Raw genomic sequence first — 17,401 nt, 5'->3', positions numbered from 1 at the left:
AGGCGACCGACGCCAACGGCAACACGATCACCAACACCATCACCATCGACGTCACCGACGACATTCCGACGGCACATGCCGACACCAACAGCGTTGTCGAGGGCGGCATCGTGAGCGGCAACGTGCTGACGGACGGCACGGACGACGTGTTCGGCGCCGACGGCGCGGCGGCGGGCGGCGGGGTTGTCGGCGTGGCCGCCGGGAGCAACACCGCGGTTCCTGTGAGCGGCGGGCTTGGCGCCGGCATTCCCGGCACTTACGGCACGCTGACACTGAACGCCAACGGCAGCTACAGCTATGACGGCCTGCCCAACGTGGTCCCGCCGGCCGGCGCGACGGAGACCTTCGTCTACACCATCATGGACGGCGACGGCGACCTGTCGACGACGACCTTGACCATCAACCTGTCGGATAGCGGCCTTGCCGCCTCCAATGACGACCTGACGGTCAACGAGGCGGCGCTGCCGATCGGCAGCAACCCGTCGAGCACCGCCGAGACCATCGCCGGAACGGTCGTCGACAATGTGTCGGGCGGCACCGGCCCCTACACCTACGCCCTGGTGGGCAGCGGCACCGGCACGCACGGCACGCTGACCTTCAACGCCAACGGCACCTACAGCTACACGCTGACCACGCCGGTCGACGGCGCCGATGCCAACAACGGCACCAACACCGTCAACAATGTCGAGACCTTCACCTACCAGGCGACCGACGCCAACGGCAACACGATCACCAACACCATCACCATCGACGTCACCGACGACATTCCGACGGCACATGCCGACACTGGCAATGTAAACGAAGGCGCTCTGCTGACCGTGACGGCGGCGGCGGGCGTGCTGGTCAATGACGTTGCCGGCGCCGACGGTGCAACCATCGACGGCGTGCGGGCAGCGGGCGGCAATACGACGACGGCGGTGACGACCGGTGTTAACACCGACATTGCCGGCCTGCACGGCACCTTGCACCTCAACGCCGACGGCTCCTATACCTACCAGTCGACGACCCACAGCATCAGCGCCAACACCACGGACGTGTTCGTCTACACCATCAAGGACGGCGACGGCGACCTGTCGACGACGACGCTGACCATCAACCTGGCGGACATCAATGACGCACCCGTTGTCGCGAACACCCAGAACTGGATGTCGAGCGACCCGGCGCAGCAGACCTTGAGCACGCCTAGCTATCCGAATGGGTATCCGTTGCTGGTTTCCATTCCGACGGATGCGGACGGGGATAACCTCATTGTCACCGCCACGGGAACGATCCCCACCGGCACATTCTATTTCAACGGCGTGACCTATGTCGCCCTAACAGCCGGCACGGTGCTCTACAATCCGTCCGGCGGTATCGATTTGCTGGACGACCTGGTTTATCGGCCAACAGCATCGCAAACTGACACGGTCAACAACAACCTGTCGCTGGATGTATATGACGGTCATACTCACATAGCGCAGACGGTCGGCATCCACGAAGTGCCGCCGACTAGCCTGCCGAGCGACACGTCGCAGATTGGCAATGGCAACAGTCCGCTTACGTCGGGCAACGATCAGATCACAACGCTCTCCCTGTCGCAAGCGACGGTCAGCGCAATCCTGGCTGATCCACACAACTCGACGGTAGTGGTCTATACCGACTTCCAGGAGTCGCCTTTCATCACGCCTATTCCCTTGGGCGAACGGAATCCGGGTGTCTACGGAGACAGCAGCGCGGGCTCGCATCGTGAGCAGGAAGTGCAAGTCGAAATCAGAATTGGCTCGGATCGCTTCGCGATCGTCGAAGATGACACCAGCCCTGGGACTTTCGAGCAGAGCTGGTTCTACGATCCGACCACAGGTTTGATGAAGGCGACCGTCGACTACGACCACATTTACCTTCTGGACGGCAGCGGCAATGCCACCTCCACAACGCTTGCCAGCTACCTGATCACGCATCCGCCGTCAGTCGGCGACAACTGGACCCTGTCTTATTTCGACAATGATGGCGGCAATTTCCAGGCGCGCAAAGTGAGCTTCTCTTTCTTCTCGCATGATCCAGGCGACCCCGGGATCACGGTGAATGGCGATGCCACACTGGCCGACCAGATCTATGGAACGTCCGGCATCGACCATCTTAACGGCAATGGCGGCAATGACATCATCATTGGGCGAGGTGGCAACGACTTCCTTGACGGTGGTGCTGGCAACGACACGCTCGATGGAGGTGCTGGCAACGACCTGCTCATCGGTGGCGCGGGCCAAGACACGCTTACCGGAGGCACTGGCGCCGACACGTTCAAGCTCGATCATCTCGACATCAAGGATCTCATCACTGACTTCAATGGCGGCGAGGGCGACAAGATCGACCTGACCGGGCTGTTCGACACAGCACCCGGAGGGGCTAATATCGGTGACTTCGTGAACTACGATGCGGGGACGGGCACGCTCAGCGTAGATGCGAATGGGACAACCGGCGGAGCCAATTTCATTGACGTGGCAACGCTGACGAACCTGCCCGCTGCCAACACCATCACGCTGCTCTACGACGATGGCGTAACCCAGCATACGACGACTGCAAACGTGGTTTAACGCCATGGCGCACGGCCACGCGACTATGTTATACATCGCTAATATCTAGGGGAGCTCAACATGAAACGTTCTGCAAGACTGCTGGTTTCCGCTGCGACGCTGTTGCTGGCAGTCGGGTCGACGGGGTATGCCGCCGACATCATCGATGGCCCGACCGGCGATTATTGCCGTGTCGTGGGGACGTCCAACCTGGTGCTGAACGACAACATCGTCGATCTGAAGCAGCAAGTGGTGAAGCTGATGGACGAGTCGGTCGCCGCCGCCAACAGTTCGGAGTGGATCAACTCGTCGCGTCCCGTCTTCGTCTGGGCATCGGAAGCCAAGGTCGCCTGCGGCATGGCTTACGGCTACCTCAAGACGAACTACAAGGACGAAGACACCCTCAACAAATGCGAGTGTTTTCACGATCGCATGGTCGAGTACATGCACTGACCGGCTAGGCGAACCACGCCTGTTGGCCATCATGACAGCCGACGGATCCTTCCTGAAGGCGGTCGCGGGCGCGATCGTGTTGCTTGGCTTTGTCCAAACGGTCACGCCGGCCAGTGCCAACTGGCTGGAACGACCATCCGTGAAACAACAGCTTTCGTCCGGCCTGAAGCAGGCAGTGCGCTGTGATCCGGCCACGGAGTGGACCCGGCAGACATTCAAGGCATTTGCCAGCTGCCAGGCATCGATCCATGGCCTGGAGCCGCTGCTGGCGCATGCGGTGATGGAGATCGAAAGCGGCTTCGATCCCGGCGTGCAAGGCGCCGACGGCGAAGTCGGCCTGATGCAGGTGATGCCGGCGACGGCCAGGATGCTCGGCTTTCGAGGTTCTCTGGACGATCTGAGCGCGCCGGCGACCAACATCGCGCTGGGAGTCAGATATCTTGCACAGGCCAACAGGCTGGCCGGGGGCGATCTGTGCACCACCGTCATGAAGTATCGCGCCGGGCACAATGAAAGCCGGTTCTCGGCCCTTTCGTCCGCTACTGCCAGCGTGCGCGGGCAATCCTGGCAAGGGAGGGGATTGAAGTGACCGGGCCGTTGCCGGTGGCGACGTTCGGCTTTTCCGCCTTTTCAGGCGGTGAGGGTGGAGCCGCTGCCCAATTCTGGCCGGGGAAGGGGGCAAAGGGCGTTTGCGTGCGCCGCCTGTTCGTGCCCGGGCCGCGATACATGAAATGCGCCGACTATCGAAGTGCCGGGCAAGCAAGGCAGATCAGGACGCTCAGAGGCAGGCTTTTCGGCGGCTAAAAGAACTACAGACGGCACTGCAAGTCCGCCGTAACATGCGTTGGAGACCAGACCGGGAACAATATCCGGCGGCACATAGGGGTGGAGCATTCATGGAAGCTGGCCGACAGGTCCACTGTCCGCGGACATGGGCAATCGCCTTGGCGCTCGCCGCGATCTTATCGGGCTGCCAGTCGAAAGGCGGCGTGTCCGAAGTGCTCGATCCGGCGGCGATTGCCGCGCCTGCCGGGCAGAATGGCGCCGCCGGTGCCGGCCCCGTCCAGGCGACCCAGTCGCTGGGCACCGGTTCGACCAAAGTCACGATGCTGCTGCCGTTGTCCGGCTCCGGAACAGCGGGCGAAAACGGCAGGAAAATGCTGGATGCGGCCAAGCTGGCGATGACGGATATTGGCAATGGATTGCTTACGCTGACGGTAGAAGACACCAAAGGCGACAGCGCACTGGCCAGCAAAATGGCGATAACGGCCATAACGACGGGCTCGAAGGTCGTGATCGGCCCGACCGAACTGACGGCAGCCCAGCATATTGCCACGCTGTCTGGATCGAAGCGGCCACCGGTCCTGGCGCTCGCCGATAATTTCGCCGGTGGCGCCGGGGTTTATGCCGTGCTCCTTGGCGAAGCGGACAGCGCCGCCGCGGGCGCCGCGGGACTAGCCGCGAAAGGCAGCAAGAAGTTCGTACTGCTTGTCGCGGATGGCACAAACGCCGGCGCCATGGAGAAGCGGGTCGCAAACAGCCTCAGCATCTACGGCGCGGCGCTCGCGGTCACTCTCCGATATTCCGCCGGCGACGGCGCCGCGAAGGCGGTCGACGAAATGGGCTCACTCGTGGACGCCCCCGACGCCGTCATTGTCGCCAGCGGCAATGGCAGTCCGTCGCCTGTCCTTGCCGCCCTCAAATCGAAGGGCATTCCGGGAAAGACCATCTCCGTCGTCGGAACGAACCGTTGGCTGGAGCACCCCATGGATCCGCTCTTCGAGGGGGCGTTTATCGCCACGCTCGATCCAAGTGAAACCGGGCCGATCGCCGACCGATTCAGGACGGCATACAACTATCCCGCTGACGTCAATGTGGCCTATGCCTATGACATGGTTGCCCTGACGGCAGGGATTGCCAGCGCGATCGGGCCTGATGGCTTCAGCAAAAAGGTTCTCGAGAATCCAAACGGCTTTCGCGGGTCGACCGGCCTGTTCCGGTTTCGGGCCGACGGATCCAGCGAACGCTCGATGCCGTTCTATCGGATTGAAAAAGGTGCGCTCAAGCTGGTTGCAAAATCGACGTCGGGTTTCTGACCGGCGAGAAGCCTTGAGAAGCTGTTCGCGCTGATGGGCAGGCTGGGCCGCAGCGGTCAGGCGATCGGGCTCGGCAGCCTGCTGCTTCTGGCCGGGATACTGCTGATCATTCAAGGTGGGGCGTTGCTTTCGGTCGATCGGCCTGTCCGTGCCCCGTCGCGGGATGTTGACGATACGCAGCCTATCCGGCCGGTTGCCCCGGTAGCCGGCGCACAACGCCTGGAGCCGGCTCGCAAGGTTGCTCAAGACCTGATCGCTCCGCCACGGCTTGATCCCGCTGAGATCGAACGGACCGAGCCCCGTCCGCCACTCAGCGAGCTCGGTCTCGCCGTGCCCCCGAAAACGCCAATGCCTGGGGATTGGCGGGAGGTCTTGCTCTACCGCCCGGTTGCCACATCGTCGGCGATGTTCGAATCCATGGGCCGCAAGGTGGTCATCAGCGGAGTGCGAGGCATCGATCTCGACAGCTCCTGCTCGTTTCATGACGTCACCTGGCCTTGCGGCCTGCGCGCACGCGCCGTTTTCAATTCCTGGCTGAGGGGACGCGGGCTGCACTGTTTCGTACCTCCGGACGTCGAGCGTTTTGCCGTCGCCGCACCGTGCAGGCTGGGCAAGCAGGATGTTGGCGCCTGGCTTGTCTCCAACGGCTGGGCCACGGCGCTGCCGAGCGGCATCTACGGCAAGGCGGAGGCGACAGCCAGAAAGGCTGAGATGGGCATATTCGGCCCGGCACAATAGCCTGCCATTCAACCCTGATGTTTTGTTTGTTAACCGCCACGGGCGCAGCTTAGATCTTTGTTTTTCTGCATGTCCTTTTCCCAAAGCCGAGGTCATGCATTGGGAGCAAGCCGATTTCGTCCGCAGCCTTGATGGGGTCATCGCGCAATCGATTAAATTGCAAGGTTCCTTGAAACTGAAATTGCAACACACCGGCCCTATACCAGCCCATCCACAGGAGATCGGCCAGTGACAAAGACTATGGCGAGCACCACCGACCAGGCATGGAAAGGCGTCGCTTTGTTGACCTTTCTGGGAACCACTGCAATCCTGGGCGTTTCCGTCGGCCTCAATTATCTGCTCCTGTTCTCCGAGGCGCTGACGCCATTTGGGCGCAGCATGATCACGGCAATCCTGTTGCCTGTTGTCCTTGGTGTTCCGCTTTTTCTGTTCGTTGGATTGAAACAGATCGAGCTTCGTCGCTATCGCCGGGAACTCGACAAGTCGGCAACCTTCGACACCACGACCGGCTGCCTGAACGGAGCGGTCTTCACGTCAATGGTCGAAAAAAGAACGGCAAGGCCGTCGGTGCCGGGGCCTAAATCGGGCGCCTTCCTGGTTATCCATTCGGAGCATCTGCGGTCCATCAACCTGCGCTTTGGTCTTGAATGGGGCGATCAAGCCTTGCGGCTCATAGCCTCGACCATACAATCGTCGGTGCGCGCGGAAGACCTGGTTGGACGCATGGGGACGTCGATGTTCGGGGTTTTCCTCGCCGGCGCGACCGAAGCAGAAGCCAGGGAAATCGGCCAGCGTATCGAGGCGCGCATCGCGCAAGTCTATTTCGCGCCAAAGGGGACCGAGGATGCCCTGACCGTCAAGGTCGGCGGCGTGGTGTTCGAAAACCAGGTGGAGTTCGCGGACATGTTCCGGTCCGCCGAGCAGCGCATGGCCGGCGTCCAGGACGGAGCCGCGTTTGAACTGACGCATCTCCATAGCTGACATTCGCCGGGAACCAGAGCCATTCGGAACCCAGGGGAATTGTCGGACGCGGCCGCGGTTACGCTGACGACGGGGTAGCCCGTGAAGACGCCGCCCAGGTTTCGGCTACGGCGACGATCGCGGCATTGATCGGTCCGCTCGGGATCGCCGGCATCACCGAGGCGTCGACGACAAAGGCATTGTCGAAGCCGTTCAGCCGCAAGTCAGGATCGACGACGGCCTCAGTGTCACGACCCATCCGGCACGTGCCGGCCGGATGGTGATGGGTGGAAGCAGCCCTGGCAATGAAAGCATCGAGTTCGGCATCGGACTGAACCGGGGCGCCTGGCAGGATCTCCATATCGCGCCATTCGTCCAGAGCCGCATGATGGCCGACCATGCGCGCCCGCTTCAACGCCATCCTGAATGTCGCGCGGTCGTGTTCGGTTTCGAGATAATGTGGGTCGATGACCGGCGCATCGTTGCGGCCCGGCCCGCTTGGTGTGATGCGCCCTCGGCTTGTCGGATGGGTGACGCCGCACAGGATGGTAAAGGCGGAGCCATAGGGCGGGGTCTTCAGGCCCTCGGCCGCGGACGGGGCGACGACGCAGGCGAGCACGATATCGGGACTTCCCGTAGAGCGGGTCGGATCGTCGCTGTGCAGATACATCAGCGATTCGGAGTGCTGCAGGCGGGAGGGCGGCACCGGCTTTTTCGTGCTGTAGACATTTCCGAGAGCCAGCAGATGATCCTGCAGGTTGCGGCCCACATCGCCCCGATCGGCTAGGCAGCGTATATCAGCCTGCTTCAGCGTATCGGGACAGCCAATGCCCGACCGCATGAGGATGAGCGGCGTGGATACGGCGCCGGCGCAAAGAACGATCCGGTCGGCGGAGAGTGTTCCGGTCTCACCCCCGCACACCACGCTCACGCCCGTGATCTTGTGGCCGTCCAGCACCAGATGCTCGACCTCGTGGCCGGCGAGCAAGGTCAGGTTCGGCCGCGCCATGACCCGCGGCGGCAGATAGGCGTCGGCGACGCTCAGGCGCTTGCCGTCACGTATATTGAGTGAATTGGGACTGGTGCCGACCAGTTCGCCGCCGTTGTGGTCGCTCAGGGCGGGAGCGCCCAGGGATCGCCCGGCGGCGATGTAGGCACGCACGACCGGACTGACCTCGGCGTCCGGCAGATAGACGTCCAGCGGGCCGCTCTTGCCGCGTGTCGGCGCATCGAAGGCGGTGAAGGCTTCGCTGCGGATGAAGCCCGGCAACAACCCCCGATAGGACCAGCGCTCGCCACCGGCTTGTGCCCAAGGTTCGAAATCATCGGGATGGCCGCGCACATAGGCCATTGCATGCAGGCAGCTCGAGCCGCCGACTATCCTGCCGCGCGGCCATTCATGGACGCGGTCGGCAGTGAAGGGCTGGGGCACGGTCTGGTAGCTCCAGTCATAGGCGCGGCCCTGGAGCATCGTCCATTTCAGCGGATCGGCGATGTCGGGATCGGCCGGCATCGCCCCGGCCTCGATGAGGCCGACCTGGCACGACCGGTCTTCACTGAGCCGGCTGGCAACAACCGAGCCTGCGGATCCCGCGCCGGTCACCAGCACGTCGAAATGACGTTTCAATTTGAAATTCCCCGCACAGGCTCGATGTCAGAGGTGATACGATCACGCGGCAAAGGCGCCGGCGTTCGACCGTTCCATGATCTGTCTCTGCACGGACAAAAGGTGCGCGCGCATTGCGGTCTCTGCCGCTTCGGGATCGCGCTGCGAGATCGCTTCGGCGATCAGGCGATGCTCGCCGTCGCGGTGGGCGATCCGCTTGGGGCAGGTGGGTGCCGCGGTGCGCGCAACCTTCACCCGCGCATCGACACCGACCTGGCGCAGCATCTTGTAGAATTCCGCGGCAAGGTGGTTGCGGGCCGCGGCGACGATCGCGAGATGGAAAGCGAAGTCGACCTCACCCGACGGGGCGTTCTCAGGCGTGGTTGCCGCGTCGAGGATCCGCGCCGTCTCGAAAGAGGAGGCGCGCAGCGACGCCAGTCGGGCAAGGCCCGGCTCCATGATCAGGCGCAATTCCAGGACCTCGATCGGATTGGTTACCCTGACCAGTTCCTCGCCATATCTCGGAAGGGCAGTCGGCGCCCGCCTGGCGCGCGCCGGCTTGAGGTCGCCCGAAAGGCGCAGCACTTCAAGCGCCTTGCGAAGCTGATGGCGCTTGACGCTCAGATGTTCCGCAAGATCGCGCTCGGACGGAAGCTTGCCGCCGCCCTGCTGCAACTGGCGGACCGCGGCGATGATGTCGTCGAGATCCGATGGTCCGACCTGCGGCTCGAATGCGCTCAAAACCAAATCTCCTGTCCGATCGGCAGACCGCCGACTCAACGTCCCGACATCATATTGTGACACGAAAACCTGTTCGACGGCACTCAACCAATTCAACCAATCTACAACTGTACGCAATGGTTGACAACACCAGTTGCGCAATGGTTGACTGCCCATGTCGACGGTTGCCATCGCGGCGGACCGTCTTTCTCCCGAGGATCACGCATGCCGGCTGACGAAACCTTTGACTACGTCATTGTCGGTGCGGGATCGGCCGGCTGCGTGCTGGCGAACCGGCTGAGCGAAGACCCTGCCGTGTCGGTGCTTCTGCTGGAGGCGGGGGATTGGGACCGCGATCCGATGATCCACATCCCGCTCGGCTGGGGCAAGATCCTGACCGAACGCCGCCACGACTGGATGTATTTCTGCGAGCCCGAGGCCAATGTCGGCGGGCGCAAGGTCGAATGCGCGCGCGGCAAGGTCATCGGCGGCTCTTCCTCCACCAACGCCATGGCTTATGTGCGCGGCAATCGCGGCGACTACGATCGCTGGGCGGCAAGCGGCCTGACGGACTGGTCGTTCGACAAGGTGCTGCCCTACTTCAAGAAGCAGGAGCGCTGGGAGGCGGGCGAAAGCCGGTATCGCGGCGGCAGCGGACCGCTGAACACCCAGTTCTGCCGCTACAAGGACGAACTGATCGATGCCTTCGCCACGGCCAGCCGTGATGCCGGATATCCGCAGACCGACGACTATAACGGCGCCATACAGGAAGGCTTCGGCCGGCTGCAGATGACAATTGCCAACGGCCGGCGCTGCTCGACCGCGACCGCCTATCTGCGGCCCGCCATGCGCCGCCGCAATGTCAAGGTGCTGACCGGCGCGATGGCGACGAAGATCCTGCTGAAGAATGGGCGCGCAACCGGCGTTGCCTATACCAGAGGCGGAGCGAGCCATGAAGTTCTGGCGCGGCGCGAAGTTCTGCTTGCCGGCGGCGTCATCAACACGCCGCAGCTGATGATGCTGTCAGGCATAGGCGACAGCGGCGAGCTCGCGGCGCATGGCATCGAGACCAAGGTTGATCGTGCGCAGGTCGGCAAGAATTTGCAGGACCATGTTTCGGTCATCCTGATGTATCGGCGCAAACAGCCGGGACCGTTTCTCAAGATGATGCGGGCCGATCGTATCGGGCTGGATTTCGTCAAGACCTATCTCACCGGAAAGGGCTTTTCGGGAGATGTGCCTGGCGGCGTCGTGGCATTCCTGAAAAGCGACGCAAGCCGGCCGTTGCCGGACGTGCAATTGCTGTTCACCGCCGCACCGCTTGGGGCATGGCCTTACATGTCGCCATTCAAGGCACCGTTCGCCGACGGCTTTGCGACCCGTATCGTCGCCGTGCAGCCGGAGAGCCGTGGCAGCGTCAAGCTGGCGTCGAGCGATCCGGTCGCCGCTCCGCTGATCCATCAGAACTTCCTGTCCTCGCAGCGCGACTGGCAGTCGCTTCGCGCCGGCTTTCGTGTTGCGCGCAACCTTGCCAGCCAGCCGTCCATGGCCCCGTTCGTTGGCGCGGAATTCTTCCCCGGCCCGAAATGTGAGAGCGACGAAGAGATCGACGAGCATATCCGCAAGACGTCGATCACCGTGCATCATCCGGCCGGCACGTGCCGTATGGGTGTCGATGCGGGGTCGGTGGTCGATCCGGAATTGCGGGTGCGCGGCGTTGCCGGACTTCGTGTCGTGGACGCCTCGGTGATGCCGGATCTCGTCTGCGGCAACATCAATGCGGCGGTCATCATGATCGCTGAAAAGGCCGCGGATCTGATCCGCAGCCGCGCTCAACAGAGCGTGGCGGCCTGATAAGACGGCCGGAATACAACCAAAGTCTTTTGGTTGACACTGAAAAACTGCGTTGGTTGGACTGTCATGTGCATCCGCATGGCCGTGACGAAGTGGTTTCACGCCCTGATTGCGAGCTGTATTTCGTGCATTTCTAGGCTATTTCTGCCTATTTCTGGGCATTTGCCTCTCAAAAATGCACCCCAACCAAAAACTTATAAAATTCGCAATTTGGGTATTGTCGAGCAAAACCAATGCGAATACGGTTGAGTTGGTTATAAGTATTTTCTTCGCGATGAGAGGTGTCCGATATGTCCCTGGCGCAACCAGCTAACGATGTGCTCACCAACAAGAAGGCAGCACTCAAGGGCCTCTATGACGCCCTCTACGCTAAGAACATGTTTCCGTTCTGGGCGACGTCGGAAGGCGTCGACCATGACGAGATCAAGCAGCTGATGGCGACGTCGAAGGCCGTTCCCTTCGTGTGGTCCTATTCGGACATCGAGCCGCTGCTGCAGCGCGCCGCCGAACTGGTGACCATGGACGACAGCGAGCGCCGTTCGCTGATCCTGGTCAATCCCGGCCTTGCGCCCAAGCGTGCCTCGGTCAGCACCATGTACACTGCCTATCGCCTGAACGATCCCGACGAGATCATGCCGCCGCACAAGCACTCGCCGAGCGCCATCCGCTTCGGCCTGACCGGCAAGGGCAACTTCACCGGCGTCGAGGGCGAAGACGTGGTCTTCGGCCCGGGCGACATGGTGCTGACGCCCAACGACGCCTGGCACAATCATGGCACCGTCGGCGGTGAGCAGGCGGTCAACCTGTCGGTGCTCGACCTGCCGCTGGTCGAAACGCTGCATGCCGTCCATTTCGACCACAAATACACCGAGATGGTCGATGGCAAGGAAGTCGAGAAGAAGGTGCAGACCGCCCGCTATCCGAGCGACTACTCACAGCGCATCTATGGCGAGGGCGGCCTGATGCCGCGTTTCGTCGATCACAAGCGCGGCGGCGGCCTGTCGTCGCCGATGTATGTCTACCGCTGGGAGAAGATGGAAGCGGTCCTCGATGCCCACAAGGATTGGGACGGCGACCCTCATGAAGGCATCGTCATCGACTATGTCGATCCGACGACCGGCGGACCCGTCTTCCACACCATCAATTTCTACGTGCAGATGCTGCGCCCCGGCGAGAAGACCTTGCCGCAGCGCGAGACCGCCAGCCTGCTCTTGGCGCCGTTCCGCGGCAACGGCCATTCGATCATCGACGGCAAGCGTTACGACTGGAACCAGTTCGACACCATCGCCATACCCGGCGGTTCCTGGGTCGAGCATGTCAACGGCTCGTCGAGCGAGCCGGTGATCTTCTTCGGCGCCACCGATGCGCCGACGCAGAAGGCGCTGCTCCTCTACAAGCGCTGGGGCCGCAACCAGGCCGGCGATCTGCTCCGTCTCGTCTAGTTCCCATCCTACTGCCCCGCCCCCATTGGCGGCGGGGACATTGAAATGACGTTTCAGCAGCAAGGGCGTATGCATTTGGTTTCGGCGTTCAACACCAAGCAGATCGGCCATGTCGACTGCCCAGGCGGCGGCCAGGTCTGGGTCGACGGCAACATCCTCTATATCGGCCACATGCGGCCGCCGAGCGGCACGACGCTGGTCGATATTTCCGACCCGCGCAATCCGCGCAAGATAGCCACGATCGATGTTCCGCCCGGCTGGCACTCGCACAAGGTGCGCGCCAAGGACGGGCTGATGATCATCAACCACGAGCGCTTTGGCGACGCCGGGCCGGCCGATTTCGGCGGCGGGTTGGCACTCTACGACACAACCAAGCCGGCACAGCCCAAGCTGATCTCAAAATGGATAACCGGCGGCAAGGGCGTCCACCGCTACGACTTCGACGGCCGTTACGTCTACATCTCGCCGACCGCCGACGGTTATGTCGGCAACATCGTGATGATCCTCGACCTGATCGATCCCACAAAGCCGGTCGAGGTCGGACGCTGGTGGATACCAGGCCAGTGGACCGGTGGCGGCGAGGAATACCCCTGGCACGACTATGTCACGCCGCGTTGCCACCATCCTTTGCGCATGGGCGACCGGCTCTATGTCAGCTACTGGCATCACGGCCTGTTCATCCTCGACATTTCGGACATCACCAAGCCGAAGCTGGTCTCGCACGTCAATTCGAGCCCGAGCTTTCCGCATCCCACCCACACCTGCTTGCCGATTCCACAGCCGCTCAAGGGCCGCAACATCATGGTGGTGGCGGACGAGGACGTCGCCAAGCTTCGGCCATCACCGCCGGCCTTCACCTGGATCTACGACATCACCGACGAGACCAACCCGTTGCCGATCTCGACCTTCCAGGTGCCGGGCCTCGACCTGGACGGTTCACCGCAGCCGCAGATGACCGGCTGCCATCAGCCTTCCGAACGGTTCAAGGGCACGATCATTCCGTTTGCATGGTTCGCGCAGGGGCTGCGCCTCGTCGACATCGCCGACCCGTTCGCGCCAAAGGAGGTCGGCCATTTCGTGCCCGACGCGCCCGAGGGGGCGGAGCGTTCCTCGTCCAACGACGTGACCATCGACGACCGCGGCATCGTCTACCTGATCGATCGCATCCGTGGCGTCGACATCATCGAAACCAGTGTTCTCTAGGAGCAGGCATTGAGCGACAGCACGCGAAAATCCGCCAGCCATTACGCCATCGGCAACAAGAACCCGAACCTGCCGTTTCATCCGGCGGTGCGTGCCGGCGATTTCATCTTCGTCTCGGGCCAGGTGCCGAAGGACGAGAACAACAACATGATCAGCGGCACGATCGAGGAAGAAACGCTGGCCACGCTGAAGACCATCGCGCGCGTCATTGCGCATGAGGGCGCGACGCTGTCGGATGTCGTGCGGATCACCACCTATCTCGAGGATACGCGCGATTTCGGCCGCTACAACAAGGCCTTCCTCGAAGGGATCGGCGATGCCGTGCTGGCGCGCACGACCGTCGAGGCAAAGGCCGTCATCAACACCAAGATCGAAATGGACGCCATCGTCTACAAGCCGCTCCCGGCCGGCAAGTAGGCCTTGGACACAATCGAGGAGACAACATGTACAAGCTGTTAGGCCGCCAGACATCAGGCAACGTCCAGAAGGTGCTCTTCATGCTCGAAGAGCTTGGGGCGTCCTACAAGCGCGAGGATTATGGTCGCCAGTTCGAGAACACCCAGACGGCGGAATACAAGGCGCTCAACCCGACCTCCAAGGTGCCGACGCTGGTCGACGGCGACACCGTGATCTGGGAGTCCAACACCATCCTGCGCTATCTCGCGGCATTCGGTGACGAACAGTTGAATGGCGCCACGCCGGCGGAAAAGACCGAGGTCGAGCGCTGGATGGATTTCCTGCTGGCGGCGGTCAATCCCGGCTACCTGGCGGCCTTCAAGGGCGCCAAGCTCACACCCGAGGAACAGACCGCCGAATACAAGGAACAGGTGAAGGACCTTGTCGCGCAACTCAAGATCGTCGATGGCCACCTGGCCGGCAAGGACTTCCTGGCGCTGGACAAGCTGACCCTTGCCGACATCGCCTGCGCGCCGATCCTGAAGCGCTGCGTCGACTTCAAGATTGACCGGCCGTCGATGCCCGATCTGGAGCGTTGGGTGGCCGCGATCGCCGCCCGGCCGGCCTTCAAGGCGGCAACCACTGCTGCTCCCGCAAAGGCGGCATGATGATCAAGCGCGCCGCTCTCATCGGATTGGGAACGATGGGTCCAGGCATCGCCGCGCGGCTTTCGCGCGGCGGCCTCGATGTCACGGCGTATGATGTTTCACAGGCGTCGGTCGAGCGTGCCCGCGGCATGCTCGATCTCGCCGGCGGCGTGCTCGATCGTCTCGACATCAAGGCGCCCGGGACAGGCGCCGGCAGCGTGCGTTTCGTCGAGACGATCGCCGAGGCCGTCGATGGCGCCGAACTGGTGATCGAGAACGTGCCCGAGAATATCGACATCAAGGCGCAGACCTATCGTGACATCGATCCGCTGATAGGCCCGTCCGTCATCGTCGCTTCCGACACGTCGGGCATCCCGATCACCAAGCTGCAGGCGCATATCTCGCATCCCGAGCGGATGGTCGGCATGCACTGGTCGAACCCGCCGCACATCATTCCGATGATCGAGGTGATCGGCGGCGAAAAGACCGCGCCTGAAACCGTGGCCACGATCCGCGACCTCATCCGCTCGATCGGACTGTTGCCGGTGGTGGTGAAGAAGGACGTTCCGGGCTTCGTCGAGAACCGCGTGCTCTATGCGCTGCTGCGCGAGGCTGTCGACCTTGTCGAGCGCGGCGTCATCGAACCTGAAGATCTCGACACCTGCGTATCCTGGGGCATCGGCTACAAGATTGCCGTCATCGGCCCGATGGCGCTGCTCGATATGGCGGGGCTGGATATCTACAAGTCCGTCTCGTCCTTCCTGAATGCCGATCTCTCCAACCGCGACGATGTCGCGCCGATGGTGCTGGAGAAGACGGCTGCGTCGAAGTTCGGCATCAAGTCGGGCGAGGGCATGTTTGCCTACACGCCCGAGCAGACAAAGGCGCTGCAGGCCGAACGGGCGCGCAAGCTCGTCTCGGTGCGGCGCATCTTGGAAGGCCGGGAGTAGCCAATGTCATATGGTGCGCAGAGGGCCAGCCGGTTTGAGGAGTTCCACCGGTCGGCTGTTTGTGTGAAGGGCGCCCTCGCAATCCAGATGGTGCGGGTGCGGCAGAAAACAGCGCGCGGGGCGACAAGCGATGCGCATTGAAACCATCCGAGCCGCCGGCGACAGGCCGGCCCATATCCGCCATGACGATCTGATCTCCGCCAAAGGCGTTTCGGTGGTCATCGCCCGGCAGCTGATCCTCAGGAACATCGATCTTTCGGTGCCAAAGGGATCGTTCGTTTCCCTTATCGGTCCTTCCGGCTGCGGCAAGAGCACCTTGCTCAAGGTGCTGGCCGGACTGGTGCAGCCGACCCAGGGCAGCGTTTCGATCGCCGGGCTCGCACCGGTCGAGGCAGCGCGCAAGCGGATGATCGGCCTCGTCTTCCAGGACGCCAACCTGCTGCCGTGGAAGAACGCCGTCGACAATGCCTCGATGCTGCTCGGCATCGCCGACAAGTCGCTGTCGCGCTCGGAATTGCGGGCGCGCGGGCAGGAGATGCTTGAGCTGGTAGGTCTGGGCGATTCCTCTCACAAGCGGCCAAACGAGCTGTCTGGTGGCATGCGGCAGCGGGTCGCCATCGCACGAGCCCTGGCGCTCGATCCGGCGGTCCTGTTGATGGACGAACCGTTCGGCGCGCTCGATGCCATCACCCGCGATTCCATGGGTCAGTCGCTGCTGGAAATCTGGCAGCGGACCGGCAAGACGATCGTGCTCGTCACCCATTCCATGGACGAGGCCATCCATCTGTCGCGCCATGTTCACGTGCTGGGGATCAAGCCGGGGCGGATCACCGAGAGCCTCGACATTGCGCTGCCTTATCCACGCGACCTGTCGGTCACCGAAGATCCGGAGTTCGTCAGGCTGGTGGTCCAGTTGCGAACGATGCTGCGCTCCAGCCATCAGCCGGGAGGCGCGTCTTGAGCGACCAACCCATCACGGACCTTCCCGAGCCGCGGCTCGCCTCCAGCTGGAGTGCGGCGACCGGCAGTTGGCTGCCGGCGGTCATCCTGTTGCTGGTGACAATCGTAGCGTGGGAAGCCGCCGTGCGGATCTTTGCCATATCCGCCTTCATCATTCCCGCTCCGTCCGAGATCGCGAAGTCGCTGGTCGCGCAATGGGGCACGCTGATGCAGGCGACGCTGGTGACGGCGGGCGAGATCCTGTTCGGCTTCCTGGTCTCGGTCGTGGTCGGCATTGCCATTGCGCTGGTCATCGTGCGCTTCGACTGGTTGGGACGCGCGCTGTATCCACTGGTTGTGCTGTTCCAGAACGTGCCGAAAGTCGCTCTCGCGCCGATCTTCATTCTCTGGTTCGGCTATGGGCTGGCGCCCAAGATCGGCCTGATCCTGGTCATCGCCTTCTTCCCGGTGACGCTGTCCATGCTGGCGGGCATGCAATCGGTCGACCGCTCGCTGCTGTCGCTGATGAATTCGGTCGGGGCCAGCCCGACGCAGATCCTGTTCAGGATCCGCGTTCCGCACTCGCTGCCGAACCTGATGGCCGGGACCAAGATCGCCGCCACGTTGAGTGTGATCGGCGCTATCGTCGGTGAGTTCGCCGGGGCGTCGGACGGTCTCGGCTACGTCATCCAGTTCGCTTCGACCCAGCTCGACACGGCGCTGGTCTTCGCAGCGCTGCTGCTCGTTTCCGTGCTTGGCATCGCCTTCTACTACGCCGCCGAAATCCTCGAACGCATCGTGGTGCCGTGGGCGCCGAAATTCAGCCAGTCCTAGGCCCGCTCGATCAA

General features: G+C 62.6%; 16 protein-coding genes. 14 read left to right on the top strand and 2 right to left on the bottom strand.

The genetic code is table 11. The features are described from left to right. The 6 genes from NKH95_RS14265 to NKH95_RS14240 all read left to right on the top strand — a co-directional run. Positions 1 to 2,570: cadherin-like domain-containing protein (locus NKH95_RS14265; protein WP_352440311.1), on the top strand; the 2,570-nt coding region annotated here is incomplete at its 5' end. A gap of 60 nt (positions 2,571 to 2,630) precedes the next feature. Further along, positions 2,631 to 3,002 (top strand): hypothetical protein, encoded by a 372-nt coding sequence (locus tag NKH95_RS14260; protein WP_023809946.1) that lies wholly within the window; start codon positions 2,631 to 2,633, stop codon positions 3,000 to 3,002. Between the two features lie 31 nt (positions 3,003 to 3,033). Beyond that, positions 3,034 to 3,591, top strand: coding sequence for a lytic transglycosylase domain-containing protein (locus NKH95_RS14255; protein ID WP_502895225.1), 558 nt, complete (start codon positions 3,034 to 3,036; stop codon positions 3,589 to 3,591). A 307-nt stretch (positions 3,592 to 3,898) separates the two neighbouring features. Then, positions 3,899 to 5,098, top strand: a complete 1,200-nt coding sequence (locus NKH95_RS14250) for a type 1 periplasmic-binding domain-containing protein (protein WP_502895224.1) — start codon at positions 3,899 to 3,901, stop codon at positions 5,096 to 5,098. A gap of 33 nt (positions 5,099 to 5,131) precedes the next feature. Further along, a complete protein-coding gene (locus NKH95_RS14245; RefSeq protein WP_352440313.1) occupies positions 5,132 to 5,836 on the top strand; it encodes a thermonuclease family protein in 705 nt (234 codons plus the stop codon). 228 nt (positions 5,837 to 6,064) lie between these two features. After that, positions 6,065 to 6,817, top strand: coding sequence for a GGDEF domain-containing protein (locus NKH95_RS14240; RefSeq protein ID WP_128305808.1), 753 nt, complete (start codon positions 6,065 to 6,067; stop codon positions 6,815 to 6,817). 58 nt (positions 6,818 to 6,875) lie between these two features. Here NKH95_RS14240 and NKH95_RS14235 read toward each other — a convergent pair whose 3' ends face one another. Beyond that, positions 6,876 to 8,423: a GMC family oxidoreductase gene (locus NKH95_RS14235; RefSeq protein WP_352440314.1), complete on the bottom strand. Its 1,548-nt coding sequence runs from the start codon at positions 8,421 to 8,423 to the stop codon at positions 6,876 to 6,878. A 42-nt stretch (positions 8,424 to 8,465) separates the two neighbouring features. Further along, complete coding sequence (locus NKH95_RS14230) at positions 8,466 to 9,143, bottom strand: FadR/GntR family transcriptional regulator (protein WP_023809939.1); 678 nt, start codon at positions 9,141 to 9,143, stop codon at positions 8,466 to 8,468. A gap of 204 nt (positions 9,144 to 9,347) precedes the next feature. Here NKH95_RS14230 and NKH95_RS14225 point away from each other — a divergent pair, with 204 nt between their 5' ends. The 8 genes from NKH95_RS14225 (at position 9,348) to NKH95_RS14190 (ending at position 17,387) form a co-directional block, all read left to right on the top strand. Then, on the top strand, positions 9,348 to 10,976 hold the full coding sequence (locus tag NKH95_RS14225) for a GMC family oxidoreductase (RefSeq protein ID WP_352440315.1): 1,629 nt from the start codon (positions 9,348 to 9,350) through the stop codon (positions 10,974 to 10,976). A gap of 290 nt (positions 10,977 to 11,266) precedes the next feature. Then, positions 11,267 to 12,418 (top strand): cupin domain-containing protein, encoded by a 1,152-nt coding sequence (locus tag NKH95_RS14220; protein ID WP_024505127.1) that lies wholly within the window; start codon positions 11,267 to 11,269, stop codon positions 12,416 to 12,418. A gap of 45 nt (positions 12,419 to 12,463) precedes the next feature. Continuing rightward, positions 12,464 to 13,621, top strand: a complete 1,158-nt coding sequence (locus tag NKH95_RS14215) for an LVIVD repeat-containing protein (protein WP_352891799.1) — start codon at positions 12,464 to 12,466, stop codon at positions 13,619 to 13,621. 9 nt (positions 13,622 to 13,630) lie between these two features. After that, the gene (locus NKH95_RS14210; protein ID WP_056582478.1) at positions 13,631 to 14,038 is read left to right on the top strand and encodes a RidA family protein; all 408 of its coding nucleotides are present in this window, start codon (positions 13,631 to 13,633) and stop codon (positions 14,036 to 14,038) included. A 26-nt stretch (positions 14,039 to 14,064) separates the two neighbouring features. Next, positions 14,065 to 14,685: a glutathione S-transferase family protein gene (locus NKH95_RS14205; RefSeq protein WP_352891798.1), complete on the top strand. Its 621-nt coding sequence runs from the start codon at positions 14,065 to 14,067 to the stop codon at positions 14,683 to 14,685. Then, on the top strand, positions 14,685 to 15,614 hold the full coding sequence (gene fhmpcd1, locus NKH95_RS14200) for a 5-formyl-3-hydroxy-2-methylpyridine 4-carboxylate 5-dehydrogenase (RefSeq protein ID WP_352891808.1): 930 nt from the start codon (positions 14,685 to 14,687) through the stop codon (positions 15,612 to 15,614). Before NKH95_RS14205 ends, fhmpcd1 begins: the two co-directional genes overlap by 1 nt. A gap of 130 nt (positions 15,615 to 15,744) precedes the next feature. Beyond that, positions 15,745 to 16,575 carry an ABC transporter ATP-binding protein gene (locus NKH95_RS14195; RefSeq protein WP_352891797.1) on the top strand — a complete coding sequence of 277 codons (831 nt, stop codon included), beginning with the start codon at positions 15,745 to 15,747 and terminating at the stop codon, positions 16,573 to 16,575. Further along, positions 16,572 to 17,387, top strand: a complete 816-nt coding sequence (locus NKH95_RS14190) for an ABC transporter permease (RefSeq protein WP_023809932.1) — start codon at positions 16,572 to 16,574, stop codon at positions 17,385 to 17,387. The genes NKH95_RS14195 and NKH95_RS14190 overlap by 4 nt, the downstream gene beginning before the upstream one ends. Positions 17,388 to 17,401: the final 14 nt, after the last annotated feature.

Origin of the sequence: Mesorhizobium sp. M0848 (assembly GCF_040319805.1) — a bacterium.
Classification (GTDB): domain Bacteria; phylum Pseudomonadota; class Alphaproteobacteria; order Rhizobiales; family Rhizobiaceae; genus Mesorhizobium.
This window is presented reverse-complemented; position numbering and strand designations above follow the sequence as displayed.